The sequence below is a fragment of the uncultured Litoreibacter sp. genome (genome assembly GCF_947501785.1).
Taxonomy (GTDB): domain Bacteria; phylum Pseudomonadota; class Alphaproteobacteria; order Rhodobacterales; family Rhodobacteraceae; genus Litoreibacter.
In genome coordinates, this window is sequence record NZ_CANMXB010000001.1 from 1,395,777 (window position 1) to 1,419,159 (window position 23,383).

General features: G+C 60.7%; 21 protein-coding genes. 11 read left to right on the plus strand and 10 right to left on the minus strand.

Going from position 1 to position 23,383, the window contains the following annotated elements; genetic code table 11:
* Positions 1–55 precede the first annotated feature (55 nt).
* The 4 genes from Q0899_RS06940 (at position 56) to Q0899_RS06955 (ending at position 2,987) form a co-directional block, all read left to right on the plus strand.
* Positions 56–820: a DUF6502 family protein gene (locus tag Q0899_RS06940; protein WP_299191759.1), complete on the plus strand. Its 765-nt coding sequence runs from the start codon at positions 56–58 to the stop codon at positions 818–820.
* Positions 817–1,029 carry a hypothetical protein gene (locus Q0899_RS06945; RefSeq protein ID WP_298356610.1) on the plus strand — a complete coding sequence of 71 codons (213 nt, stop codon included), beginning with the start codon at positions 817–819 and terminating at the stop codon, positions 1,027–1,029. The genes Q0899_RS06940 and Q0899_RS06945 overlap by 4 nt, the downstream gene beginning before the upstream one ends.
* Positions 1,030–1,085: 56 nt before the next feature.
* Positions 1,086–2,369 (plus strand): NADH:flavin oxidoreductase/NADH oxidase family protein, encoded by a 1,284-nt coding sequence (locus Q0899_RS06950; protein WP_299191762.1) that lies wholly within the window; start codon positions 1,086–1,088, stop codon positions 2,367–2,369.
* 201 nt (positions 2,370–2,570) lie between these two features.
* Positions 2,571–2,987 carry a DUF4177 domain-containing protein gene (locus tag Q0899_RS06955; protein WP_299191764.1) on the plus strand — a complete coding sequence of 139 codons (417 nt, stop codon included), beginning with the start codon at positions 2,571–2,573 and terminating at the stop codon, positions 2,985–2,987.
* 10 nt (positions 2,988–2,997) lie between these two features.
* Here the strand turns inward: Q0899_RS06955 and Q0899_RS06960 are convergent, their stop codons facing one another.
* Positions 2,998–3,255: a BolA family transcriptional regulator gene (locus Q0899_RS06960; protein ID WP_299191766.1), complete on the minus strand. Its 258-nt coding sequence runs from the start codon at positions 3,253–3,255 to the stop codon at positions 2,998–3,000.
* Positions 3,256–3,329: 74 nt separating this feature from the next.
* Between Q0899_RS06960 and Q0899_RS06965 the strand changes: the two genes are divergently transcribed.
* The 6 genes from Q0899_RS06965 (at position 3,330) to Q0899_RS06990 (ending at position 9,765) form a co-directional block, all read left to right on the plus strand.
* The gene (locus tag Q0899_RS06965) at positions 3,330–3,968 is read left to right on the plus strand and encodes a J domain-containing protein (protein WP_298297365.1); all 639 of its coding nucleotides are present in this window, start codon (positions 3,330–3,332) and stop codon (positions 3,966–3,968) included.
* A gap of 132 nt (positions 3,969–4,100) precedes the next feature.
* The gene (gene cobS, locus Q0899_RS06970; RefSeq protein ID WP_298356599.1) at positions 4,101–5,087 is read left to right on the plus strand and encodes a cobaltochelatase subunit CobS; all 987 of its coding nucleotides are present in this window, start codon (positions 4,101–4,103) and stop codon (positions 5,085–5,087) included.
* Positions 5,084–5,533: a hypothetical protein gene (locus Q0899_RS06975; protein ID WP_299191769.1), complete on the plus strand. Its 450-nt coding sequence runs from the start codon at positions 5,084–5,086 to the stop codon at positions 5,531–5,533. Before cobS ends, Q0899_RS06975 begins: the two co-directional genes overlap by 4 nt.
* Positions 5,534–5,649: 116 nt before the next feature.
* Positions 5,650–7,527: a cobaltochelatase subunit CobT gene (gene cobT, locus Q0899_RS06980; protein WP_298356593.1), complete on the plus strand. Its 1,878-nt coding sequence runs from the start codon at positions 5,650–5,652 to the stop codon at positions 7,525–7,527.
* Entirely contained in the window at positions 7,527–9,305 is a 1,779-nt protein-coding gene (locus tag Q0899_RS06985; protein ID WP_299191771.1) for an aminopeptidase P family protein, read from the plus strand. Before cobT ends, Q0899_RS06985 begins: the two co-directional genes overlap by 1 nt.
* A gap of 118 nt (positions 9,306–9,423) precedes the next feature.
* On the plus strand, positions 9,424–9,765 hold the full coding sequence (locus Q0899_RS06990) for a DUF427 domain-containing protein (protein ID WP_299191773.1): 342 nt from the start codon (positions 9,424–9,426) through the stop codon (positions 9,763–9,765).
* Here Q0899_RS06990 and Q0899_RS06995 read toward each other — a convergent pair.
* Positions 9,762–11,450, minus strand: coding sequence for a chloride channel protein (locus Q0899_RS06995; RefSeq protein WP_299191775.1), 1,689 nt, complete (start codon positions 11,448–11,450; stop codon positions 9,762–9,764). The genes Q0899_RS06990 and Q0899_RS06995 overlap by 4 nt on opposite strands.
* 72 nt (positions 11,451–11,522) lie before the next feature.
* Here Q0899_RS06995 and Q0899_RS07000 point away from each other — a divergent pair, with 72 nt between their 5' ends.
* The gene (locus Q0899_RS07000) at positions 11,523–12,896 is read left to right on the plus strand and encodes an FAD-linked oxidase C-terminal domain-containing protein (protein WP_299191777.1); all 1,374 of its coding nucleotides are present in this window, start codon (positions 11,523–11,525) and stop codon (positions 12,894–12,896) included.
* A gap of 144 nt (positions 12,897–13,040) precedes the next feature.
* Here Q0899_RS07000 and Q0899_RS07005 read toward each other — a convergent pair whose 3' ends face one another.
* The 8 genes from Q0899_RS07005 to Q0899_RS07040 form a co-directional block, all read right to left on the minus strand.
* Positions 13,041–14,261 (minus strand): hypothetical protein, encoded by a 1,221-nt coding sequence (locus tag Q0899_RS07005; RefSeq protein WP_299191779.1) that lies wholly within the window; start codon positions 14,259–14,261, stop codon positions 13,041–13,043.
* 68 nt (positions 14,262–14,329) lie between these two features.
* Positions 14,330–15,979 carry a DNA repair protein RecN gene (gene recN / locus Q0899_RS07010; RefSeq protein ID WP_299191782.1) on the minus strand — a complete coding sequence of 550 codons (1,650 nt, stop codon included), beginning with the start codon at positions 15,977–15,979 and terminating at the stop codon, positions 14,330–14,332.
* Positions 15,980–16,015: 36 nt separating this feature from the next.
* Entirely contained in the window at positions 16,016–16,894 is an 879-nt protein-coding gene (locus tag Q0899_RS07015; protein ID WP_299191784.1) for an outer membrane protein assembly factor BamD, read from the minus strand.
* Positions 16,895–17,048: 154 nt separating this feature from the next.
* Entirely contained in the window at positions 17,049–17,981 is a 933-nt protein-coding gene (gene lpxC / locus Q0899_RS07020; RefSeq protein ID WP_298297330.1) for a UDP-3-O-acyl-N-acetylglucosamine deacetylase, read from the minus strand.
* A 241-nt stretch (positions 17,982–18,222) separates the two neighbouring features.
* Positions 18,223–19,815 (minus strand): cell division protein FtsZ, encoded by a 1,593-nt coding sequence (gene ftsZ, locus Q0899_RS07025; protein ID WP_299191786.1) that lies wholly within the window; start codon positions 19,813–19,815, stop codon positions 18,223–18,225.
* A 358-nt stretch (positions 19,816–20,173) separates the two neighbouring features.
* Positions 20,174–21,508, minus strand: a complete 1,335-nt coding sequence (gene ftsA, locus Q0899_RS07030; RefSeq protein WP_298297323.1) for a cell division protein FtsA — start codon at positions 21,506–21,508, stop codon at positions 20,174–20,176.
* The gene (locus Q0899_RS07035; RefSeq protein WP_298297321.1) at positions 21,505–22,398 is read right to left on the minus strand and encodes a cell division protein FtsQ/DivIB; all 894 of its coding nucleotides are present in this window, start codon (positions 22,396–22,398) and stop codon (positions 21,505–21,507) included. The genes ftsA and Q0899_RS07035 overlap by 4 nt, the downstream gene beginning before the upstream one ends.
* Positions 22,386–23,300, minus strand: a complete 915-nt coding sequence (locus Q0899_RS07040; protein ID WP_299191789.1) for a D-alanine--D-alanine ligase — start codon at positions 23,298–23,300, stop codon at positions 22,386–22,388. Before Q0899_RS07040 ends, Q0899_RS07035 begins: the two co-directional genes overlap by 13 nt.
* Between the last annotated feature and the right edge of the window lie 83 nt (positions 23,301–23,383).

Here is a 23,383-nt window from a genome sequence, read left to right on the forward strand (position 1 = left end):
CAAATAAAATGTGTAAATTGCACATGTCACGAATCTGCTGGCCTCGTCAAGAAAAATGTGTAAATTGCACATCATGCTTCAGGTACTGGATTCCCTGCTCGCCCCCCTCGCCCGCCTCATGGTGGCCCGCGGCGTGGCGTTCCCTGACTTGGCCGAACGGCTGAAGGTGCATTACGTGGCCGCCGCCGCCCGCTCCGGCGCAAAGACGGACAGCCGCATCTCCGTGATCACCGGGTTGCAACGCCGCGACATCGCGCGTCTTCGGGCCGAGCCGCCACGTGAGGAACGCCCCAACCACCTCGCCACGCTCATTGCACGATGGCAGACCGACCGGGCCTATGTGGGCCAGCCGATCCCAAAATCCGGCCCCGCCCCGTCCTTTGAAGCGCTCGCCAATGATATCCGCCGCGACATCCACCCGCGCACCATGCTCGACACCTTGGAAGCCGCGGGAACTGTTACCGTTGAGCAAGACCACATCACGCTGGCGCAGACCTCCTACCAACCGCTGGCGGGCAGCGAGGATCAGATTGCCTATCTCGCCCATAACCTCGGGGATCACATGGCGGCCGCAACAGATAACGTCACCGGCCACACGCCCCCACATTTTGAACGCGCGGTGCATTACGAGGGCCTGACCGCCGCGCAGATCGCGCTGCTGCAGGCCGATCACCGCGAGGCCCAGATGCAGGTGTTCGAACGGCTCTCCGCCAAGGCCGCCGCAATGAAGGTATTGCCCTCTGGCGAGGCCACCCATAGGTTCAGGGCCGGGGCCTATTTTTACCCCACAGATGCAGCCCAGCAGGACGCGCAAGAATGACCCTCCGCACCGCCGCCATTGCCTTTCTGTTTGCGACAGCCGCTTGCGCGCCCGCCCTTGAAGAGGACGCCGGCCTGTCAGACCCGATCATCGAAGAGGCGATAGTCATTGAAGAACCGGCCCCTGTCGCCAAGTCCCCCATCGACTGCGCTCAGGAAGAAATCACCGGCGACGGTATAGGCGGCACCGGCTGCCCGACGATTGACTAAGCCCCCGACACACCCCAGCAAAAACCGAATTCAGCTACTGATTGGCAGGACAGGCGATGACCGCGCATAGATTTTCCGAACCGCTCGACCTGCCTTGCGGCATACGTCTGAAAAACCGCTTTGCCCGCAGCGCTATGACCGAAGCGCTTGCCGGGGCGAATGACGCGCCGAATGACGGGCACCAAAAGCTCTATACAGAATGGTCCAAGGGCGGCGTTGCCCTTCAGATGACCGGTAATGTCATGGTCGACCGACGCTATCTTGAACGGCCCGGCAACGTGGTTGTCGAAGATGACACCAACCTCTACGCGCTACGCGCCTGGGCAGAGGCCGCGAAGTCAGGTGGCAGCAAGATCTTTATGCAAATCAGCCACCCCGGACGTCAGTGCCCTATCGTGGTGAACACCCGGCCCTTGTCACCGTCAGCAGAAAAGCTGCGCATTCTTGGCCTGTTCGGCAAACCGAAGGCCATGACCTCTGATGATATCCAAGACGCCATCCGGCGCTATGCCATGACCGCGGAAATTGCGCAAAAGGCGGGGTTTGACGGCGTGCAGATACATGCCGCACACGGCTACCTGATTAGCCAGTTCCTGTCGCCGATCACTAACCAGCGCACCGATGAATGGGGCGGATCACTTGAGAACCGTGCCAAGTTTTTGCGGCAAGTCTATGCCGCCACGCGACTTGCCGTTGGCAAGGACTTCCCGGTAGCAGTCAAGCTGAACTCTGCCGATTTCCAGAAGGGCGGATTTACCATCGAAGACAGCTGCCAGGTCGCCCAATGGCTGGAACAGGACGGCATTGACCTGATCGAGCTGTCAGGCGGCACATATGAACAGATGAGCTTCGTGAACGGAACCGAAGAACAACAACGCGAAAGCACAGTCAAACGCGAGGCCTATTTTCTGGAATATGCCCGCGAGGTGCGAAAGGCCGTCTCCGTTCCGCTGGCGGTGACAGGCGGATTTCGCAGCGTGGCCGCCATGGAGCAGGGACTTGTAGAAGATGGCATCGACATGATCGGTCTGGCCCGCCCCTTATGCGTTCAGCCACATGCGGTTAACACCATTCTTGAAGGCACCGCCGAACGCATTGGCATCAATGAAGATGGGCTGATGATCGGTCAGGGCCGGTTCGGTGCGAATGCGCAAAATTGGTTGATTAAGCTGATCAACACGGTGTCGCAGGTCGAATATTACGCCTGGCAGATGAACCGCATGTCGCGTGGGCTGATGCCTCAGACTGACGCGCGCAACAACGCAATCGGATATTTTGTTTGGTATCTCAACCGGACGACGATGCTGGGGTTGCGTCGCAAATTCGCCCGCCGGTCTTAGAAGGACCTGCTGCGCGATGGGCCGGCAAACGTCGATACGCGATCTATTTGGAACGAAGACGCTTTCTAGACACCCGGTTTGGGCCTGAATTGCGGACGTCTCCCCTTTGCACCACCCTGCCTCAACCCGTGCCGCTTCCCCTTGATCACGCGCCCCCCGGATGCTACCCAAACCTCCTGTTTTCTAGGGGAGACCGCCATCATGTCCGCTTTTGAGTACCGCGCCGTTCCGGCCCCTCGCAAAGGCAAATCCGGCAAAGGCACGCGCGGCGCACCGGCGAAATTCGCTAATGCCGTCACCGGCCTGATGAACGAGATGGGCACCGATGGCTGGGAATACCTGCGCGCCGACACCCTGCCCTGCGAAGAACGTCAGGGCCTGACTGGCAAGACGGTGAAATACCATTCCATGCTGGTCTTCCGTCGCCCCGTCGAAGAGGTGGCGACCGAGGTGGAAGAAGCGGAGGAAACGCTCGCGCTCGCAGCACCCGTGGACGAACCTGAGCCGGTGGAAGAGCCTGAAATCGTTGAAGAAACGGTTGATGCCGCTCCTGAAGAAGACATGCCCGAACCTGCCAATGACGACGCGGAAAAACGCGACCACGTCGCCGCCGAGTAAGGCGTTAGCTTCAGTCTGAAATGTCCAGCGCAAGCGCGTGAATCCGGCCGATAATCTCCGACCCGATTGCTCCGTGAACGGCCCGATGGCGGGCAATTCGGGACATGCCGCCAAACTTGTCTGACACGATTTTCACGTTGAAATGGCTTTCGCCGCCTTCCTGAAACCCGGCATGGCCCCGATGGCTTTCGCTGTCATCGACCACCTCCAATACGCTGGGCTGAAACGCCGCAGCGAGCTTTTGCTCAATTTCCGAAACTATCCCCATAATTCTGCCCTTTGCCTCTTCACCTTGCTCCAAAAAACCCTAAACTCTCCCCTCCAATTACGAAAGGCTCAGTGATGGCGCGCGCCCCGTTCGACCCGTTTGAATTCGATATTTCCGTTTCCACCGACAAGAAAAAACGCGCCCGCGGCCGCCGCGGCATGTCGGGTGCGGTCGAAACCTCTCAGCGCCAATGCGAAGCTCCCGGCTGCGAAGAGCCCGGCCAGTATCGCGCGCCCAAAAGCCCTGACGTGCTGGATGATTTCTACTGGTTCTGCAAAGCGCATGCCCGCGAATACAACCTGAAATGGAACTTCTTCGAGACCCATACTCAGGAAGAGATGGAACGCCAGATGTCGTCGGACAAGGTATGGGAACGCCCCACCAAGCCGATGAAAAAGGGTGAGGAGCAGCGCGCCTGGTCCCGCCTAGGCGTGGACGATCCGATGGCCGTACTGGGCGAGAACGCCACCCGCAACCCGGGCCGCAACGGCGGCAATGCCGGGCGCAAGCTGCCACCGACCGAGCGGCAGGCGCTGGAGATTCTCGACGGCAAGCCCGACATGGGAAAGAAGGAGCTGCGCAAGCTCTACAAGGCGCTCATCAAGGTACTTCACCCAGACATGAACGGTGGCAACCGCGCCGATGAGGACCAGCTGCAGCAGGTGGTCTGGGCCTGGGACCAGATCAAGGAAAGCCGCAATTTCGCGGACTAGGGCCGTCCAGTTCAAGAAATGAGACTTACTATATGCCTGCGACGCTCCGGCGCGGGATGATTTGGGGGGCTTCCCCTTGCTCTCCCCCCCGAATTGAGGCATGCCGCGAGAGATAGCGAAAGGGACAAGACCATGGCCGACGGCAGCATCGATTTGAACGCGAAACCAACCGAAGATGTCTCGGTGCGCGAAGTGTTTGGAATCGACAGCGACATTACGGTCAAAGGATTTGCCGACCGCACCGAACGGGTGCCTGATCTGGACACGACCTACAAGTTCGACCCCGACACCACTTTGGCTATTCTCGCAGGCTTCAGCCATAATCGCCGGGTGATGATCCAGGGCTATCACGGCACAGGGAAGTCCACCCACATCGAACAGGTGGCCTCGCGGTTGAACTGGCCGTGCGTGCGGGTGAACCTCGACAGCCACATCTCGCGGATCGACCTGATCGGCAAGGACGCCATCAAGCTGAAAGACGGCGTGCAAGTCACCGAGTTTCAGGAAGGCATCCTGCCTTGGGCGCTGCGCAATCCGACCGCGATTGTGTTCGACGAATACGATGCAGGCCGCGCGGATGTGATGTTCGTGATCCAGCGGGTGCTGGAAGTGGACGGCAAGCTGACGCTGCTCGACCAGAACAAAGTGATCAACCCGCACCCCCATTTCCGCATCTTCGCGACCGCCAACACGGTTGGCTTGGGCGACACGACGGGTCTGTATCACGGCACGCAGCAGATCAACCAAGGCCAGATGGACCGCTGGTCGCTTGTGACCACGCTGAATTACCTCAGCCATGACGCGGAAGCCGCGATCGTGTTGGCCAAGAACCCAACCTACAACACCGAAAAAGGGCGCAAAACCGTGGGCCAGATGGTGACCGTCGCGGACCTGACCCGCACGGCCTTCATGAACGGAGATCTGTCTACGCTTATGTCGCCACGTACCGTTATCGCATGGGCGCAAAACACCATGATTTTCAAGGATGTAGGCTACGCGTTCCGCACCTCCTTCCTGAACAAATGCGACGAGCTGGAGCGCGAGACAGTGGCCGAGTTCTACCAGCGCTGCTTTGACGAAGAGCTGCCCGAAAGCGCCGCTTCCGTTAGCCTCGGGTGAAGAAAGTCCTGCATATCGGGACCTTTTTGGGGGCGCTCATCGCCGCCCCGCTTTTTGCCGCAGAACATGAGCCGAACCCCTTTGTTCCTCTCGGTCAGATCGTAGAGGGCGGTGCTGAGCTGAGTGTCGTCGCCTTGCGTTGCGCCGGCCTGTTCCATTCCGTCTGGGACTACGCAGGCGAGGCGCTTTTAGGCGTCGAAGCCAGCCAACAGGCCAAGGACAATGCGGCACTGTTCTTGGAAGCCGGCACCCAGCTGCGCATGACGGAAACAGGCGGCGCACAAGCGGATGTCAGCCAGCTTGCTGTGGCAGAAGCCTTTGCCGCATCTACACTGTATTTCCGCCGCTACGAAAAAAACGTGGCGGCTGGTTCGGACGCCTATTCCTCCGATGAGCTATGGGCCGCCGACCTACAAATTTGCCGCAATCTGGCCGCTCAAATCTAGGCGTTCTGCGCTGTAGACACGTGTCACGACTGGGCAATAAGTCGCCCCTCTTTCGCATGGTCATCCTCCGCAATTCGCACTAAGTTGCAGCGGAAATCATCTATATCGCGTGCGACATGGCCCAAAACGATAACCCTGCTGACCCGTTCAAGAAGGCCCTCGCCGAGGCCACGAAAACGCTGGCCAATGACCCCGATCTTGGCGTCAGCTATTCGGTCGACCCTCCGGGCATGACCAATGATCAGGTGCGGCTGCCGCAAGTGACGCGCCGGATGACCAAGGACGAGGTTCTTTTGGCCCGTGGCACGGCTGATGCCTACGCGTTGCGCCGCAGATTTCACAACACGCAAACATCGAACCGGTATGAGCCACAAGGCAACATGGCCCGCGATCTCTACGACGCGATGGAAACCGCCCGGTGCGAGGCGATGGGCGCGCGCACAATGCCGGGCACCGCTGGCAATATCGACGCCAAGATTGGCAACGAGGCGGATCGCAAGGGCTACGGCCAGATCACCGAGGCCGGGCAAGCGCCGCTATCCGTCGCGGCGGGCTACCTGATCCGCCATCTCGCCACAGGGCGCGACCTGCCGCCTGCGGCCTCTAACGTGATGAATCTTTGGAAGGATTTTATCGAAGGCGCGGCCGGTGGCACGCTGGACAACCTGCAGGATGTGCTGTCCGATCAGGCTCAATTCGCGAAATTCGCGCGCCAGATCATTGATGATCTTGGTTATGGCGACCAGCTGGGCGACGACCCTGACGACATCAACGAAGATCAGGAAGACGAGGCCAGCCAGGACGAAGATCAGGCCGACCAAGACGACGAGGCCAACCCTGACAAGGAAGACAATTCCGAAGATGCAGATGCGTCTGGCGAGCAGTCGCAGGAGGAACAGAAAGACGCTTCCCAAGCAACGGTGCAGCTGGATGACATGGCCGACGCCGAAATGGGCGACGAGGCCGAGATGCCCGAGGGCGAGGCCCCAATGGACCCGCCCCCGCCTGCGCCGCATTCGGAGGCGGATGAGAATTACATCGTCTACTCGACCGAGTTTGATGAAGAAATCAAAGCCGAAGACCTTGCCGAACCGGCAGAGTTGGAACGCCTGCGCGCCTACCTTGACCAGCAGCTGGAACCGCTCAAGGGCGCGGTATCGCGTCTGGCCAACAAATTGCAACGCCGCCTTCAGGCCCAGCAGAACCGATCCTGGGAATTCGACCTTGAGGAAGGCATTCTGGATGCAGGCCGCCTCGCCCGTGTGATCGTCAGCCCAACCACGCCGCTGTCGTTCAAGGTCGAGAAAGACACCGAATTCCGCGACACCTGCGTGACGCTGCTTTTGGACAATTCCGGCTCCATGCGGGGGCGCCCGATCTCTATTGCCGCGATCTGCGCCGACGTTCTGGCGCGCACGTTAGAGCGGTGCCAAGTCAAAACCGAAATTTTGGGCTTCACCACCCGCGCGTGGAAAGGTGGCCAAAGCCGGGAAAACTGGCTGAACGACGGCCGCCCGCAGGCACCGGGCCGTCTGAATGACCTGCGCCACATCATCTACAAATCCGCCGACGCCCCGTGGCGTCGCGCGCGCCCAAATCTGGGTCTGATGATGAAAGAGGGCTTGTTAAAAGAGAACATTGACGGCGAGGCGCTGGAATGGGCCCATCGCCGCATGGTGGGCCGTCCCGAGAGCCGCAAGATCCTGATGGTGATCTCTGACGGTGCACCTGTGGACGATTCAACTTTGTCCGTTAACCCCGCAAATTATCTGGAAAAACACCTGCGCGATGTGATCGCGATGGTTGAGAAACGCAAAGCGGTCGAATTGATCGCGGTGGGCATCGGGCATGACGTGACCCGCTATTATGACCGTGCGGTGACAATTACAGATGTCGAACAATTGGCCGGCGCGATGACTGAACAGCTGGCCGCGCTCTTTGACAGCGACCCAAGGGCCCGCGCGCGGGTGATGGGCATGAAACGGGCCAGCTGATGTTCCAGACCTTCCAAGCCACGACCTCCCCCGAGCAAGGCCCACCCCGTTTGAAAGCCTTGCGAGAAGCGCTTGAAAAGGAAGGATTTGACGCCTTCATCGTCCCGCGCGCCGACGCCCATCAAGGCGAATATGTCGCCGACCGGGACGCGCGTTTGAGCTGGCTAACGGGATTTACGGGTTCAGCCGGTTTCTGCATTGTTCTTCAAGATATTGCAGGCGTTTTCGTAGACGGCCGATACCGCGTGCAGGTGAAGGAACAAGTCGACACGTCGTACTTCACCCCCGTGCACTGGCCCGAAACCAAGCCTGAAGACTGGCTGAAGGAGAAGCTCACATCCGGCAAGGTCGCGTTCGATCCTTGGCTATTTACCAAGCTGCAAATTGACGAAATCACGGAAGGCCTGAAAGGCACCGATATCACGCTGGTCCCCTCAGCCAACTTCGTCGACGCGATTTGGGAAGACCAGCCCGCCGCCCCCGCGGGAAAGGTTGAGGCCTACCCGATTGAGCTCAGCGGCAAGCGGTCGCCTGACAAGCGACAAGAGATCGCGGAGAAACTGCGCGACAAGGGCCACACGGCCGCCATCCTGACATTGCCGGATTCAATTTGCTGGCTGTTGAACATCCGCGGCACAGACATTCCGCGCATCCCCATCGTGCAGTGCTTCGCGGTGATCCATGCTGACGCCCGCGTCGATCTGTTCATCGACCAGACCCGCGTCGATCATTTGGGACCTGACCCAGCCATCACCGTGAAACCGCCAGACAGCTTTGCGGACGCAATCGCGCAGCTCGATGGCCCTGTGCGTGTGGGCGCGGGCAGCGCACCCTTGGCGGTTTCGCAAATCTTGCAACAGGCAGAGGTAGAAATTGCCTATGCGATGGATCCTTGCATCCTCCGCAAGGCCTGCAAGAACGAGACTGAAATCTCGGGCACCAAACAGGCCCATATCCGCGACGCGCAGGCGATGGTGCGCTTCCTCGCCTGGCTTGACGCCCAAACCCCCGGCACCTTCACGGAAATCGACGTGGCCACAAGCCTGGAAGGCTTCCGCGCGCAAACCAACGCGCTGCGCGACGTCAGCTTTGAAACCATCTCTGGCGCGGGACCCAACGGGGCCATTGTGCATTACCGCGTGACCGACGACACCAACCGCACCGTCAAAGACGGCGACCTGATGCTGGTGGATTCAGGTGGGCAATATGTCGACGGCACCACCGACATCACCCGCACCATCCCCATCGGCCAGCCGACGGAGGAGCAAAAGAAGTGCTTCACGCTGGTGCTGCAAGGCATGATCGCCATCAGTCAAGCCCGCTTCCCGCGCGGCGTGGCGGGCCGTGATCTGGATGCGCTCGCCCGCGCGCCGCTTTGGCGGCATGGTCTGGATTACGATCACGGCACCGGCCACGGTGTCGGCACCTACCTGTCGGTCCATGAGGGTCCGCAACGCCTCAGCCGGATGTCCGAGGTGCCGCTGAAGGAAGGCATGATCCTGTCTAATGAGCCCGGCTACTACCGCGAAGGCGCGTTCGGCATCCGCATAGAAAACCTGATCGTGGTGCAGCAAGCGGCCAAACTAGGCGACAACCGCGACCAGTTGAGTTTTGAAACCATCACATGGGTCCCGATTGACCGCCGCCTGATTGCCACCGACATGCTTGCCCCGCATGAGCGCGACTGGATCAATGCCTATCACGCAGAAATCGCTAACAAAATTAGCGTTGAGGGGGCCGCAAAGGATTGGCTGGAGGCCGCCACGGCGCCGCTTTAGCCGCATTCGTGGTGCGACACCATGGATCGATTCATGACCTTGTGCCGCTGGGCGTAATCCTGTCATGTGGCGCCTCTATTCATTCACGCGCAAATTTCTTCGAGGGAGGGTTCGTCGGATGTCCGATCATATCAAGTTGCAGGGTGCCAGTGGCACATATTCCATCCGCGCGGCGGGGGCCGTGTTGGGGGAAAGCTCAAATGTGATTGAATTGCGCGAGGGCGATTACGCGCCCGTGCTTTATGTCCCACGTGCCGATCTCGCTATGGCATTCTTTGACAAAACCGATCAAAGCACACATTGCCCGCACAAGGGCGATGCCAGCTACTACACAATCCAGGCCAAAAGCGGCCCGATTGCCAATGCGGCATGGTCCTATGAAACCCCGACACCGGGCCTGGAATCCATCGCGGGACATCTGGCGTTTTACAACGACAAAGTCACCGTCGAAGAGACCTAGGAATGCTCCTCGGCCGCCGTGGCGGCTAAGGCGCGGTTATACTGCTTCAGGGCGTCCACCTGAAAGAGCGCCCCCAAGATGGTGGGCGGTTCACCTTCCGCACCCAGCGTCACAACCGGCAGGAAGGCGCGGTTGGTGTCCTCAAAAATGGGCATCGCGTCTTCCAACGTCGCGTTGGGACCGATGAACACGCCCTCTTCGATCACTTGCCAGACCAGGTCGTCATCGGCCGCTTGCGGATGGTCGGGCCCGCGCATCACGTTGTTGACGCGGAACATCGACAGCAGATAGGCCTGCGGCCCGGCCGCCAGATGCACCCCGCGCCGCTCCAGCTGCGTCAGAAAGAAGGACCGGTCGACTAGCTTGCTGGACAGCGCGCTGGATAGCGACACCGCCACCATCACTGCCAAACCGGTCTGCCAGTCCCCAGTCAGCTCAAAGACAATCAACGTGGTGGATATGGGCGCGCCCAGCACAGCTGCCGCAACCGCACCCATTCCCGCAAGCGCATATAGCGTCTCTGACCCGGACACATCGGGGAACACCCCCGTTGCAATCAAGCCGAAAGACAGCCCGGTCAGCGCGCCAACCATGAGGGACGGCGAAAACACCCCACCCCCCATGCGCCCCGCCATCGTGATGGCAACCGCGATGACCTTCAGCACAGTGAAGATCACCGCCTCATAGAGGAACAGCTCGCCTGTCAAGGCCGCCGAGGTGGTTCCGTATCCGACCCCTATGATATGCGGGAACCAGATGGCCAGCCCGCCCAGCAGCAATCCTGCCATGGCCGGGCGCAACCAACGCGGCATGCCTGTCGCCGCCTGAAATTTGGTCCCAATCGTGTCCGCCCAAAAGATGGCGCGCATCATCACCACGGCGGCCAATCCGCAGAGCAACCCCAGCATCAGGAAGGCGGGCAGTTCGCGGTAGAAGCCCAATGCCGACTCGACCGGCAGCATGAATTCCGTCACGTCCCCAAAAGTCAGTCTGCTGATGATGGTGCCTGCCGCACTGGCGATCACAATCGGGGCAAAGGCGTGCACCGCAAAATGGCGTAGTACGACCTCCAAAGCAAATAGCGCACCCGCAATCGGGGCATTAAAGCTGGCCGACACGGCGGCGGCCACGGCGCAGCCCAACAGGTCGCGCCCGGTGATACCATCTGCCTTGATCAGCCCAGACACCCAGCTGGATATTACGCCCGCCAGGTGCACCACTGGCCCCTCCCGCCCGGTTGAGCCACCAGAGGACAACGTGATCATCGACGCAAAGGCCGAAGCCAGCCCGGCGCGTTTCTCCACGCGCCCATTGTGCATGGCCGCGCCCTCAATCACTTCAGCCACCGACCGCGCCCGCCCGTCTGGGGTGAACAGATGCAGCACCACCCCGGTGATCAGCCCGCCCGCGACGGGGATCAGCAGGATGAAATACCATTCAAGGTCGGTCACAAATTCCTGCAAAGACCGCACGTCTTTGGCGTCGTACAGCACGCCCTGCAGCCACTCGATACTGATCCGGAACCCAGCCGCCGCTAGACCGGCGGCAATCCCGATCAGCAATGCGATGAACCAAAACTGCAGCTGCGACGGCCCCCGGTGGCGCATCACCGTCCAGCCCTTTTGGCAGGCTTCCACGACGTCGTTGATCTGTCCTCGCACGAAGGACGGCTTGGGGTCGGCCATCACACAGCCTCACGCTTTCCCTTGCGGCCGCACTGGCCTAACATCTGGCAAAACCACAGCAAGGCCAATGACATGACCGTTGCCGCAGCGATCTCGGAACTCCAATCCCTCTTAGGCGAAAGGCTCAACGTCTCCAAGTCCGATCGCGACATTCACGGCCGGTCCGAGGTATATTACCAACCCATGCCCCCCGACGCCGTGGCCTACCCCGAGACGACGCAAGAGGTCAGCGAGATCGTCAAAACCTGCGCGCGTCATGACTGCCCTGTCATCCCATGGGGCACCGGCACGTCGCTGGAGGGACACGCGCTCGCTCTGAAAGGCGGCGTCACCGTCGACTTCCAGCGCATGAACAAGGTCCTCGAGGTCAACGCCGAAGACATGGATTGCCGCGTGCAACCCGGCATCACCCGCATCGCGCTCAACGAGGACTTGCGCGCTACGGGGCTATTCTTTCCCGTCGATCCTGGCGCAAACGCGTCCATCGGTGGCATGGCCTCCACCCGCGCGTCGGGTACGACGACGGTGATGTACGGCACCATGGCCGACAATGTGATGGGGCTCGAAGTGGTGCTCGCCGATGGTCGCATCATCCGCACAGGCTCCCGCGCCCGCAAAACCTCGGCGGGCTATGACCTCACGCACCTCTTCGTGGGCTCGGAGGGCACGCTGGGCCTGATTACCGAGCTGACCCTCAAACTGCGAGGCCAGCCCGAGGCCATCTCTGCCGGTATCTGCGCCTTCAACAGCATTGAGGACGCCGTGCAATGCGTGATGAGCACCATCCAAATGGGCATCCCAATGGCCCGGATCGAGTTTGTCGACGCCGCCACAACCATGGCCTTCAACGCCTATTCCGGACGCGATATGCCCGAAAAACCGCATCTGCTGGTGGAATTCAACGGCTCCGACGCGTCCGTCAAAGAACAATCCGAACGCTTCGGCGAGATCGTCAAGGACCATGACGGGTCCGACTTCGAATGGGCCACAAGGCCTGAGGACCGCAACGCGCTCTGGAAGCTGCGCCATGACGGCTATTACGCGATCCTTGCGTCAAGAAAGGGCTGCACCGCCATGTCTACCGATATCTGCGTGCCGATCTCACGGCTCGCGGAGGCCGTCACCGAAACCCAAGACGACATCGCAGACAGCCCCCTGCCCGGCCCCATTCTAGGCCATGTCGGCGACGGCAATTTTCACGCCATCCTGATGATGGACCCCGACAACCCCGAGGAGCTCAAGGAAGCCAAACGCCTCGCCGACCGCATGGTCGACCGCGCCCTCGATATGGGCGGTACGGTGACGGGCGAGCACGGCGTCGGCATGGGCAAAATGAAGTACATGACCCGCGAGCACGGCGACGCCTGGTCCGTCATGTCAGACATCAAACGCAGCTTTGATCCGCAAAACATCCTGAACCCCGGCAAAATGGTGCAGATAAACTAGGCGCAACCCACCCCCATCATTGTTCCAAAAATATCCCCGCCGAAGGCAATTTTCTTCATCGAAGAAAATTCGAATTCCTTCGCAGAAGGAATTTGCGCCCAGCATCACCCGTCTAGCGACGCCCCTGCCGCGTCTGCCATCCGGTCAAGGCAGCGGCGTATCTTCTGTGCCGCCTATCGGCCCGTATTCGGGGTAGAACTCTGCAGCGCTGTAGTTAAGCGCCCGCTGCTGGCGGTTCATCCGGTTTAGTTTCTCCGAGAATGTCTCCTTGCGGTCCTCCAGCATAAGCACGATTCGGCGCAGCGCCAGATTGATGACAGGCCCGGCGACTGGCAGGGTAGAGGCCGCAATTCCCAACATCACCAGCGTGTTCTGAATATCGACCATCGCCTTGCGTGCAGCGTCGCGCCGGACCTCAATCGCGGTGAAGCGGCGGTCTTCCTGGCGGGCGATGTCTTCCTCGTACGGGCCTGCGACATCAATATCGACCCAAACCACCTTGCAGGGCGCCTCTGGGACCACGAGCACCCGCAGCTTCCCGTAATTGCCGCAATAGCGCACAGGAAAGCTCGCGCCATGGCTGATGGCTCGCAGTTTGAGCGTGCCCTCAACCCGCCGTGTTTCCTCCCCGCCTATGCCAAGCTGGGTGACGTAGGACCGACCGGTGCCCACAAACTGGTCACCGACCAGCGGGTCAAAAACCGCCTTGGGCAGGATCGCCTTGCCAAACCACGGGCGATCGGTGCCGCGATCTAGGGGCGCGGCTGAGGGGGTGTGGGACGTGCCGAGCGTCCGCCCAAACGTATAGCTTGAGGTCATTTTGGACCACATGAACAGAGCCACCTCGGTGTCATCACGCGAGCGAATGTGAACATTGCCATCAACGGGTGAGAAATGCGGCGCAGCCGGGGTTGGCGGCACCACCGAAAAGCGCGGGGGGAAGGCGTCAAGCTGGGCGGCTATCTGGGCCACCAGAGCACCGACGCGCATTTGCAGCCGCAACGGCCGCGGGATCGGAAATGGGAATGTGTTAGGTGGCGGGGTAAATCTACCAAAAAACGGGTCGAGGAAATCATTCACAAAACCTGGCAATTCGTCGCGGATCAGATTGGTGATGTCACCTGCCAATCCAGCCACATCTGCCAAGGTCGCCTCTGCCTGCGACAACCCGCGAATATCGCCCAGCACAGGAAGCCCAAACGTTGGTTTGGTCACTGAAATGGAGATATGGCATTCATCGCTTCGTTCGGAATATATCTCCTCAATGAAGCGATCCGACCATTGATCTGGTGGAGTTGCCTCCGCCAATTCAGCATCAATGTCCTTTTCGGACGGGGCTTGATTTTCGGAATCATTTGGCGGCATCGGGCACTCGTCGGGCTGATCTGATGATCAAACCGTACCACAGAACCCAAAACTCTCCTAAACGAGGCTCAATGCACCCCGTCCAGCAAAGCCCTTGCCGCGTCGCGCGCTGCATCGGTCACGGTATCCCCTGACACCATCCGCGCGATTTCATCGACCCGCGCGTCAATGTCCAACGCCACAACGGTTGATAGCGTCACCTCATCATTCACCGATTTCTGCACCCGCCAGTGATGCCCCCCCAACGCCGCGACTTGCGGCGAATGCGTCACCACCAAAACCTGCGACCCATCCGCAAGCGAGGCCAGCCGCCGCCCGACAGCGTCCGCCGTGGCTCCGCCCACGCCGCGATCAATCTCGTCAAAGATCATCGTCACGTCGCCTGTGGTTCCGGTCAGGCACACTTTCAACGCCAGCAGGAATCGCGACAATTCACCGCCGGAGGCAATCTTGTTCAGCGGCCCTGCGGGGGTGCCGGGGTTCGTTGCCACAGTGAAGGCCACGTTGTCATGCCCCTCCGGCCCGTAGGCTTCATCAGTGATTTCTGTTTTGAAAACGGCGCGTTCCATCTTCAACGGAGCCAATTCCGTCATCATCGCCGCGTCCAGCTTCAGGGCCGCCGCGACACGTATGTCGCGCAGCTTGTCGGCCTCAACGCCGTATGCGTCCTCGGCATCCGTCACGGCACGCTCCAACCCGTCAATCTCCGCCGCACCGCCATCCAGCGCGTCAAGACGCGCGCGGTAGGACGCGGTCAATTCCGTCAGCTCGTCTGGCAACACATCATGCTTGCGCGCCAACCCGCGGATCGCAAACAGCCGTTCTTCCACGCGCTCCAACTCAAACGGATCGAATGAGACTGCATCCAGTGCGCTCTCTACACCTTGATGCGCCTCCCCCAGCTCGGTCAAGGCCCGTTCCAACGCCGCCAAAGGCACTTCCAGATGCCCGTCTGCCTTGTCGGCAACACCGTCCAACCAGCGAATGGCGTCAGCCATCTGCCCTTCTGCCCCGGCCCCACCAAGCGCCTGTAAAGCTTTGGAAATATCGCCCTTGATCCGCTCACCTGCCTGCATGGTCCGGCGTTGTGTGTCCAACGCAGGCTCTTCACTGGGCTGCGGGTCAAGCGCTTCCAGCTCCTCCACAGAATGGCGCAGGAAATCTTCCTCCGCGCTCATTCGGGCCAGGGCTTCCTCGGCCTCGCGCAACGCCTTGCGCGCCTTCGACATGGCGGACCAGGTCGCACGCACCGGCCTCAGATCGACCCCTGCAAACTGATCCAGCAACGCGCGGTGTTCCCGCGCGTTCAAAAGCCCGCGGTCGTCATGCTGCCCATGCAATTCCACCAAAACGTCTGACAGCGCCCGCAAAACCTCACCCGAGGCGCGGCGGTCATTCACCCAGGCCTGCTTGCGCCCATCGGGATAATTCACACGCCGCAGGATCAACTCATCAGCGGCGTCAAACCCCGCCTCTTCCAGAACCGCGTGGGCCGCATGGCCCGCAGGCAGATCAAACTCCGCCACGACCTCGCCCTTCTCGGCACCTGCGCGCACCAGCTCAGCACGACCACGCCAACCCAGCACAAAGCCCAAGGAATCCAGCAAGATAGACTTACCTGCGCCGGTCTCACCGGTCAGCACATTCAGGCCAGGTTGAAACTCAAGCAGCAGCTGATCGATGATCAGCATGTCGCGAATGTCTAAAGATCGAAGCATGATGCGGCCCGTAGGGCGGGGTTCACCCCGCCTTCCTCACAGCCACTTGCCGCGGATAACCTGCCGGTAAATGTCGACCAACCAGCCGGTACCGCGCGGCGCCGGTTTCAGCCCGCGCCCCGCCAGCAGGTCAAAGCTGTCCTGGTAGAAGTCGTTGGACTGGTAGTTGTAGCCCAAAATCGCTGCCGCCGTCTGCGCCTCGTCGGTCAGGCCCAGGGACAGGTAGCTTTCCACCAGCCGGTGCAGTGCTTCGGCAGTGTGGGATGTGGTTTGAAATTCTTCGACAACCACGCGGAAGCGATTGATCGCCGCCGGATAATGCCCGCGTTTCAGGTAGTAGCGCCCGATTTCCATTTCCTTCCCCGCAAGGTGGTCAAAAGCGAGGTCAAATTTCAGGATCGAAGAGCGCGCATATTCCGTATCTGGGTAACGCTCGATCACGGTGCGCAACGCTTGCAGCGCCTGGAAAGTCAGGCCCTGGTCACGCCCCACCTGGTCGATCTGGTCGTAATAGCTGATCGCCAGCAGATATTGCGCGTAGGCCGCGTCCTCATCGGCGGGGTAGAAGTCCAGGAACCGCTGCGCGGAGGCGCGCGATTGTTCGTATTCGCGGTCGGAATGGTAGGCGAAGGCCGACATGATCAGCGCGCGTTTGGCCCATTCGGAATAAGGATAGAGCCGCTCCACCTCGCCAAAAAGCCGGACGGCTTCGTTTGGATCGCCACCTTCCAAAGCAGCTTCGCCGCGGCGGAAGATTTCTTCGGCAGGGAAACTTTCAAGCGGCGCTTCTTGCTTCGAGGCGAAGAACCCGCCCAGAAATCCACCCCGTTCACCGTCACGCGCGCCGCCGCATGCAGACAGGCTCGCCACAAGCGAGACCATGATCGCGGTTTTGATGACTGACCTGTTCGGCATATTAGAAGACCGCCAACCCTGCACTGTTACCGCCCCCGTTTTGCGGGGTTGCGGCGCTTTCGACAAGCTCTAGCACATGTATTGGGCATGCAAAACGTCTTTGGTGCGGTTTTTGCAAAGTAAAAACACCCCGCCGGTCAAACCGCCGTCAGCTTTAGGAAACCAAGGCCAGGTCGGCGCGTTTCACACCCACACCGGGAAGGCGGCTTAGCTGAGCCGGGGTGCATGGCACCAAACGATAGGAACCGGGTGTCGCAAAAAGCTTGTGCAGCAACTTGTTGGTCAACGCGTGCCCGGCGCGGACACCCGTGTAGCGACCCAGAATTGGCGCCCCGGCCAGTGACAAATCACCCAACGCGTCCAGCATCTTGTGGCGCACCGCTTCATCCGCGTGGCGCAGGCCACCTGGGCTCAGCACGTCGTCGCCGTCAACAACAACGGCGTTCTCATAGGTGCCGCCAAGGGCCAGCCCATTTGCATGCATCGTGTCGATGTCGGATTTGCGGCAGAAGGTGCGGCTGTCCGACAGCTCCCGCACGAAAGTGCCGTTGGCCATGTTCAGTGTCTTCGACTGCGCTCCAATGGCGGCGTCGTCAAACTCGATACGGAAGTCGATTTCCAGTGATCGAGCGGGCGACAGGGTCGCAACCGCGCCGTCCTGCTCGACCGTGACAGGGTCCAAAATCTCGATCGCGTACATCGCCGCGTCCTGTGCCTTCACGCCAGCCTCGACAAAGGCGCGCACAAAGTCGCCCGACGCGCCGTCCATGATAGGCACTTCCGGTCCGTCCAGCTCGATCAGTGCGTTGCGCACGCCGCACCCCGCAAGCGCCGCGGTGATATGCTCGATCGTTTGCACTTCTACGCCGTCGGCATTCACGATGCGGGTGCAAAGCGGCTTCATCTCGACGGCGTCGTAGCTGGCTGGCACATGCGGGTCGCGACCAGAGCCGTCCTCTGCCACGTCCACGCGCTTGAACCAGACGCCGTGGCCGATACCAGCCGGGCGCACAGTCATCTTTGTCGCGACGCCGGAATGCAATCCGACACCGTGAAAGGTGACATCAGAGATCAGAGTTGCTTGCACCGTAGAGCCTCCTAAGAAGCGGCAGATTTCTAGTTGTACTTAACGTCCCAAGAACCCCCCAGTTCCTGATGCCTGAAAAATAGGGTTTGGGTCCCAAGGTCTCAACTCACTCTTTGTGACCGTCTGCAACATATCTGTCGTATTGTAACAAAAAGATTTTGCAGGCGCAGCAAGCCTCTGTTTTCAAAAGAAAAAGGCCGGGCATTGCCCGGCCTTAGACGTTACGTCACAGTATGGTTTGTCAGTTGGCCTGGCGCCGCAGGAAGGCCGGAATCTCGATCTTTTCCTGCTCTGGGTCCACTTCAGCTGATGGCTCCAACGTGCTGGGCTGCGGCTGTTGACGGACCGCCTGTTGGCCCTCTTCCCCTGCCCCGCCGGTCATGCGACCAATCAGGGAGTTGATGCCGAAGCGTGGTTTATCCGCAGCTGACGGTGCAGCCGGTTCCGCACGCATAGGTTCCGCGGTGGGTGATTTGCCGACCGCGGCGCGTAGCCGGTCCATAGCTTCAGGAGTTGGTGTTCCGGCGACAGGCGGCGCTTGCGGCGTTGGTGCGGCATATGCCGCTGGCGCTTCCGCGGCTTGTGTCGGGGCTGGCTCAGGAGCGGGCTGGTAAACCGGAGCTGGCAGACCATCTTCCATCTGCGGCTCTGGCGCTGCGGCAGCCGCGAATACAGGGGCCTCGGCCGCAGGCGCAGCGGGTGCCGTTTCAGCAACGCCTTCGAACAGCGACGGTTCGGTCACAGCGGGCGTCTCGATTGGTGTCATCTCGACCGCGACAGAAGCCGGCGCGCCGGTCTCGCCGGGGCGATCTTGTGTTAGAGGCGCGGCCAGTGAACGGCGCGGCACGGGCTGCGCCAGCAATTCTTCTGATGCCTCGATGCCGGTGGCCACTACGGAGACCCGCATCTGACCGTCCATCGACGTATCCAAAGTGGAGCCCACGATGATGTTGGCATCCGGGTCGACTTCTTCACGAATGCGGTTGGCCGCCTCGTCCAGTTCGAACAGGGTCAGGTCGTGGCTGCCGGTGATGTTGATCAGCACGCCCTTCGCGCCGCGCAGCGAAATCTCGTCCAGTAGTGGGTTGGCAATCGCCTTCTCAGCCGCTTGGATTGCGCGATCTTCGCCGTCTGCCTCGCCGGTGCCCATCATGGCTTTGCCCATCTCGTCCATCACGGCGCGAACATCCGCAAAGTCGAGGTTGATCAGGCCCGGGCGCACCATCAGGTCGGTGACGCCTTTGACACCTTGGTAGAGCACGTCGTCAGCCATCGAAAACGCCTCGGTAAAGGTGGTTTTCTCGTTGGCAAGACGGAAAAGGTTCTGGTTTGGAATGATGATCAGCGTGTCGACAACTTTTTGAAGCGCTTCAATGCCTTCATCGGCTTGCTTCATGCGCTTGCCGCCCTCAAACTGGAACGGCTTGGTGACAACACCCACGGTCAGAACACCCAGCTCCCGCGCGGCTTGCGCGATGATTGGGGCAGCGCCTGTGCCAGTCCCGCCACCCATGCCGGCGGTGATGAAGCACATATGCGCGCCGGCCAGATGGTCGACGATTTCTTCGATGGTCTCTTCAGCGGCGGCGGAGCCAACTGACGGACGTGCGCCCGCGCCCAGACCTTCAGTGGCCTTGACACCCATCTGAATTTTTGCGGCTGCCTTGGAATGCTGCAGCGCCTGCGCATCCGTGTTGGCAGTGACAAACTCGACGCCGTCGAGTTCCTTTTCGATCATGTTATTGACCGCGTTGCCGCCTGCGCCACCCACACCGAAGACGGTGATGCGTGGTTTCAATTCTGGTTGCTCGGGAATCCGAAGATTTAGTGCCATGGGTTGTCCGCCTGTCTGTACGTGTACCGGGTATAAATGAGCCATTCGGCCCTTATTATTTTGCCTCTTAACGCAAAACTGTATCTCGAGTCTGCGGCCGCGTCACGCGAAAAAGGCATTTTTGCCACAAAATCTGGGGAAAACTTTAGGAATTTCGGCGGTATCTTGCCAAACACGGCAAATCTCGCCTCGAAAACCTTCTCAACCACAACACTTAGGCAAAAATTTCCAGCCCGGGCCGACTGAGCGTCGCACCGATTCTCTGTTCTCCCCCATGGACGGGGCAGCGTCTGGGCAAACATGGATGTTGTTTACCGCTTTATCTCAAAGGCTTACGAGCAATTCGACATATGCCAGATCACCAATTGTCCTTAAACCACTTCATCGCCCGCTTCAGCGACCGCGCCGGATAGCTGTCGACCGGCACATCAAAGTCCCACCATTCGTCCTGAGGATGCGCCGCAAACAGGCAGGTCCCCACCGCCGCGGCGAAAGAAGGCCCGGTCACCGACTGCGGCAAGCCCTGCACCCGCAAAGGCCTTCCAAGCCGGACCTGTTGTCCTAAAATCTTCGTGGCCAGCCCATCCAGCCCCGGCAGTTGCGAGGCCCCACCGGTCAACACGATCCGCTGGCTCGGAAGGTGCTCGAACCCGGCCGCATCCAGCCGGGAGCGCACCTCCTCCAAGATCTCTTCCATCCGTGGCCGCATCACGCCAATCACCTCGGCGCGGCTGACGGTACGCCTGTCATGCTCCCAGTCACCGGTGTCAGACGACAGATCAATCATCTCCCGATCATCCATACCCGTGGCCACCACGCCGCCGTAAAACGTCTTGATCCGCTCCGCCGTTGGCATCGGCACCTGCAACCCCTGACTGATGTCCGAGGTCACGTGATCCCCGCCCATCCGCACGGTGTCGGCATAAATCATGTGCTTCTTGATAAAGATGGAAATCCCCGTGGACCCGCCGCCCAGATCAATACAAGCCGCGCCGAGCTCTTGCTCGTCTTCCACCAGCGACGAGATACCGGCGGCATAGGACGACGACGCAATCCCCGCGACATCCAGATCGCAGCGCTTGATGCAGTAAAGAAGGTTCTCAATCGGCGAGCGGTCCACCGTCAGCATATGCAAATCCGTCGACAGCGAATTGCCCGCCTGCCCGCGCGGGTCACCAAGGCCAGACCGGTGGTCCACCGCAAAGTTTACCGGCTGCGCGTGCAACACCTCGCGGTCCTGGCCATATTCCGGCAAGTCACAGCTCGATAGCACCCGCGCCACGCAATTGTCGGTCACCTGCCCGTCATGCAACTCCACCGTCCCCGCCAGCCCGTAAGACCGTGGCTTCGCGCCAGCGAAACACGCAATCACATGGTCCACCCGCACATTCGCCATCTTCTGCGCGGCCTGAACGGCGGTCCGAATGGCCCGCTCCGTCTCGTGCATGGTTTCAATTTCGCCAAAGCGCACGCCCCGCGACCGGGTCGTCGCGGCCCCGATCACCCGAAATGCCGACTGCCCGGCCATCGTGCCGATGCCGTCGCTGTCCTTGAACCGCTCCGGCCCGTCGAAGCGCAGCACAAAACACGCGATCTTGGCAGAGCCCACATCCAGCACCGCAATCACCCCACGTTGGATCGCCGCCTGCCTGCGGTTCCGCATTGCTCGCTGGGTTTGGTAAAGATCGGTCATTCTGTGGTCCCTTTGATCTCAATGCTCTTCAGCGCGCGCAATTCGTCCAACGCGCCTTCTGTCAGTCGTAAAATCGGCCGTTGCCCATTGCGCACGTCGACCCGCGCAATGTCTCGCGCCAGCAAATCCTGTGCTTCATTCAGTGCAATCACGCGGTCCAAGGCCGGTCCCGCCCCGTTTTGGGGCAGCATGATCCGCTGCCCGCGGTCCATCACGACATCCCAACGCAGCTCGCTCATCCGCACCAGACCCACGACGCGGCTTTTCAGCGGGGCCGCTGTTTCAATCAAGGCCAGGGCTTCAGGTACCGAGACGTTTGCGCCCTCGCCAGCAATCAGCGGCAAGTCCGAGCGCTCTAACCGAGACCCGATGGCTGCGACCCGGTGGCCGCCCTCGTCCAAGAGTTCCAACCCGTCCGGCCCGCGCCAGATCACGGCAGGCACGCGTTCCACCACATTTACTGCCAGCAACCCGCCAGAGCGCACGCGCACGTCGACGCGCTTGACAGCATCAAGGCTCTCGACCTGCTTGCGCATCGCTTCGAGGTCCAGATCAAAGGAGGAGATCGGCAGGCTCACCGGCATCACTTCGCGGATATGGCCCGCCAAGGTGTCGGATGCGCCGTCGATAGCCATGACCTTGACCATGAATTCGGGGCGTTCTTCTATCGATGCCCGCGCCTCGGCCACCCATTCCACAATCGCCTGCTGGCGCGCCTCGTTGCCGAAATACCAAACGCCTGATGCGATCACCAAAGCCAAGGGCGCGCCCACGCGCACGGCACGGCGGAAATTTGGGGTCAGCCACAGCCGCTCCATCCGGTAGGCCCAGCGGCTGGGTGCGGGGTCGCGCTTCAGGCTGATCTTCTTCTGCCCTCTCAACGATCGCATGAGGCGTCCTCCACGATCCAGGAGCACAATTCGCCCATGCTCATGCCAACCTTGCCCGCCTGCTCCGGCGTCAGCGAGGTCCGGGTCATGCCCGGCTGCGTGTTCGTTTCCAGCAGAACGAGGCCGGCTTGGGCCTTGGCCTCGTCCCACCGGAAGTCGGTGCGCGACACACCGCGGCATCCCAGCGCGCGGTGCGCCGTCAGCGCATAGTCAAAACACAATTCGCGAATGTCGGATGGGATATCCGCAGGCACCTCGTGCCGCGATCCGCCATCAGCGTATTTCGCCTCATAATCGTACCACCCGTCGGTGATGATGTCGGTCACCTCCAAGGCGCGGTCGCCCAGCACGGTGGTGGTCAGTTCGCGCCCCGGCGCAAAGGCCTCGACCATGACGGTCTCCGGCATGTCGTCGGACAATTTGGGCGGGCTGTTCGCCCCCTCGGCCACCAGATAAACCCCGACCGAGGACCCTTCGTTATAGGGCTTCACCACGTAAGGCGCGGCCATCACATGGCGCGCCATCACATCCGCTTTCGACGCCAGTACACTGTCACACACCGGTAGGCCGTGCGCGCGGTAGACGTCCTTGGTGCGTTCCTTATCCATCGCCAGTGACGAGGCCAGCACGCCCGAATGTGTATAGGGGATCTTCATCCACTCCAGCATGCCTTGCACGCAGCCATCTTCGCCCCAGCGACCATGCAGCGCGTTGAAGACGCAATCGGGGGAAATACCGCTCAGGCGCGCGGCAAGATCCGGACCCGCGTCCAGCTCAATCACCTCATACCCTTCGTCCCGCAATGCAGCGGCGCATTCACGCCCAGTGGACAACGATACCTCGCGCTCAGCCGAGGGGCCGCCCATCAAAACCACTACTTTGCGGAATGCCCTGCTCGACATATCCGCCTCATTTTACCGCCGCTCTCTTAGTGAGAGCTTATTTTGTATGTGCGACCTTGCTGACCGCTACATGTTGTGAGCCC

Excerpts from the sequence above, each read along its gene's own strand:
- ftsZ (WP_299191786.1), bottom strand. The coding sequence starts at position 19,815 with ATGGCACTAAATCTTCGGATTCCCGAGCAACCAGAATTGAAACCACGC.
- Q0899_RS06985 (WP_299191771.1), top strand. The coding sequence starts at position 7,527 with ATGTTCCAGACCTTCCAAGCCACGACCTCCCCCGAGCAAGGCCCACCC.
- Q0899_RS07040 (WP_299191789.1), bottom strand. The coding sequence starts at position 23,300 with ATGTCGAGCAGGGCATTCCGCAAAGTAGTGGTTTTGATGGGCGGCCCC.
- recN (WP_299191782.1), bottom strand. The coding sequence starts at position 15,979 with ATGCTTCGATCTTTAGACATTCGCGACATGCTGATCATCGATCAGCTG.
- ftsA (WP_298297323.1), bottom strand. The coding sequence starts at position 21,508 with ATGACCGATCTTTACCAAACCCAGCGAGCAATGCGGAACCGCAGGCAG.
- Q0899_RS06955 (WP_299191764.1), top strand. The coding sequence starts at position 2,571 with ATGTCCGCTTTTGAGTACCGCGCCGTTCCGGCCCCTCGCAAAGGCAAA.
- Q0899_RS07005 (WP_299191779.1), bottom strand. The coding sequence starts at position 14,261 with ATGCCGCCAAATGATTCCGAAAATCAAGCCCCGTCCGAAAAGGACATT.
- Q0899_RS06945 (WP_298356610.1), top strand. The coding sequence starts at position 817 with ATGACCCTCCGCACCGCCGCCATTGCCTTTCTGTTTGCGACAGCCGCT.
- Q0899_RS06960 (WP_299191766.1), bottom strand. The coding sequence starts at position 3,255 with ATGGGGATAGTTTCGGAAATTGAGCAAAAGCTCGCTGCGGCGTTTCAG.
- cobS (WP_298356599.1), top strand. The coding sequence starts at position 4,101 with ATGGCCGACGGCAGCATCGATTTGAACGCGAAACCAACCGAAGATGTC.
- Q0899_RS06940 (WP_299191759.1), top strand. The coding sequence starts at position 56 with ATGTGTAAATTGCACATCATGCTTCAGGTACTGGATTCCCTGCTCGCC.
- Q0899_RS07015 (WP_299191784.1), bottom strand. The coding sequence starts at position 16,894 with ATGCCGAACAGGTCAGTCATCAAAACCGCGATCATGGTCTCGCTTGTG.
- Q0899_RS06950 (WP_299191762.1), top strand. The coding sequence starts at position 1,086 with ATGACCGCGCATAGATTTTCCGAACCGCTCGACCTGCCTTGCGGCATA.
- Q0899_RS06965 (WP_298297365.1), top strand. The coding sequence starts at position 3,330 with ATGGCGCGCGCCCCGTTCGACCCGTTTGAATTCGATATTTCCGTTTCC.
- Q0899_RS07035 (WP_298297321.1), bottom strand. The coding sequence starts at position 22,398 with ATGCGATCGTTGAGAGGGCAGAAGAAGATCAGCCTGAAGCGCGACCCC.
- Q0899_RS06995 (WP_299191775.1), bottom strand. The coding sequence starts at position 11,450 with ATGGCCGACCCCAAGCCGTCCTTCGTGCGAGGACAGATCAACGACGTC.
- cobT (WP_298356593.1), top strand. The coding sequence starts at position 5,650 with ATGGCCCAAAACGATAACCCTGCTGACCCGTTCAAGAAGGCCCTCGCC.
- Q0899_RS07000 (WP_299191777.1), top strand. The coding sequence starts at position 11,523 with ATGACCGTTGCCGCAGCGATCTCGGAACTCCAATCCCTCTTAGGCGAA.
- Q0899_RS06990 (WP_299191773.1), top strand. The coding sequence starts at position 9,424 with ATGTCCGATCATATCAAGTTGCAGGGTGCCAGTGGCACATATTCCATC.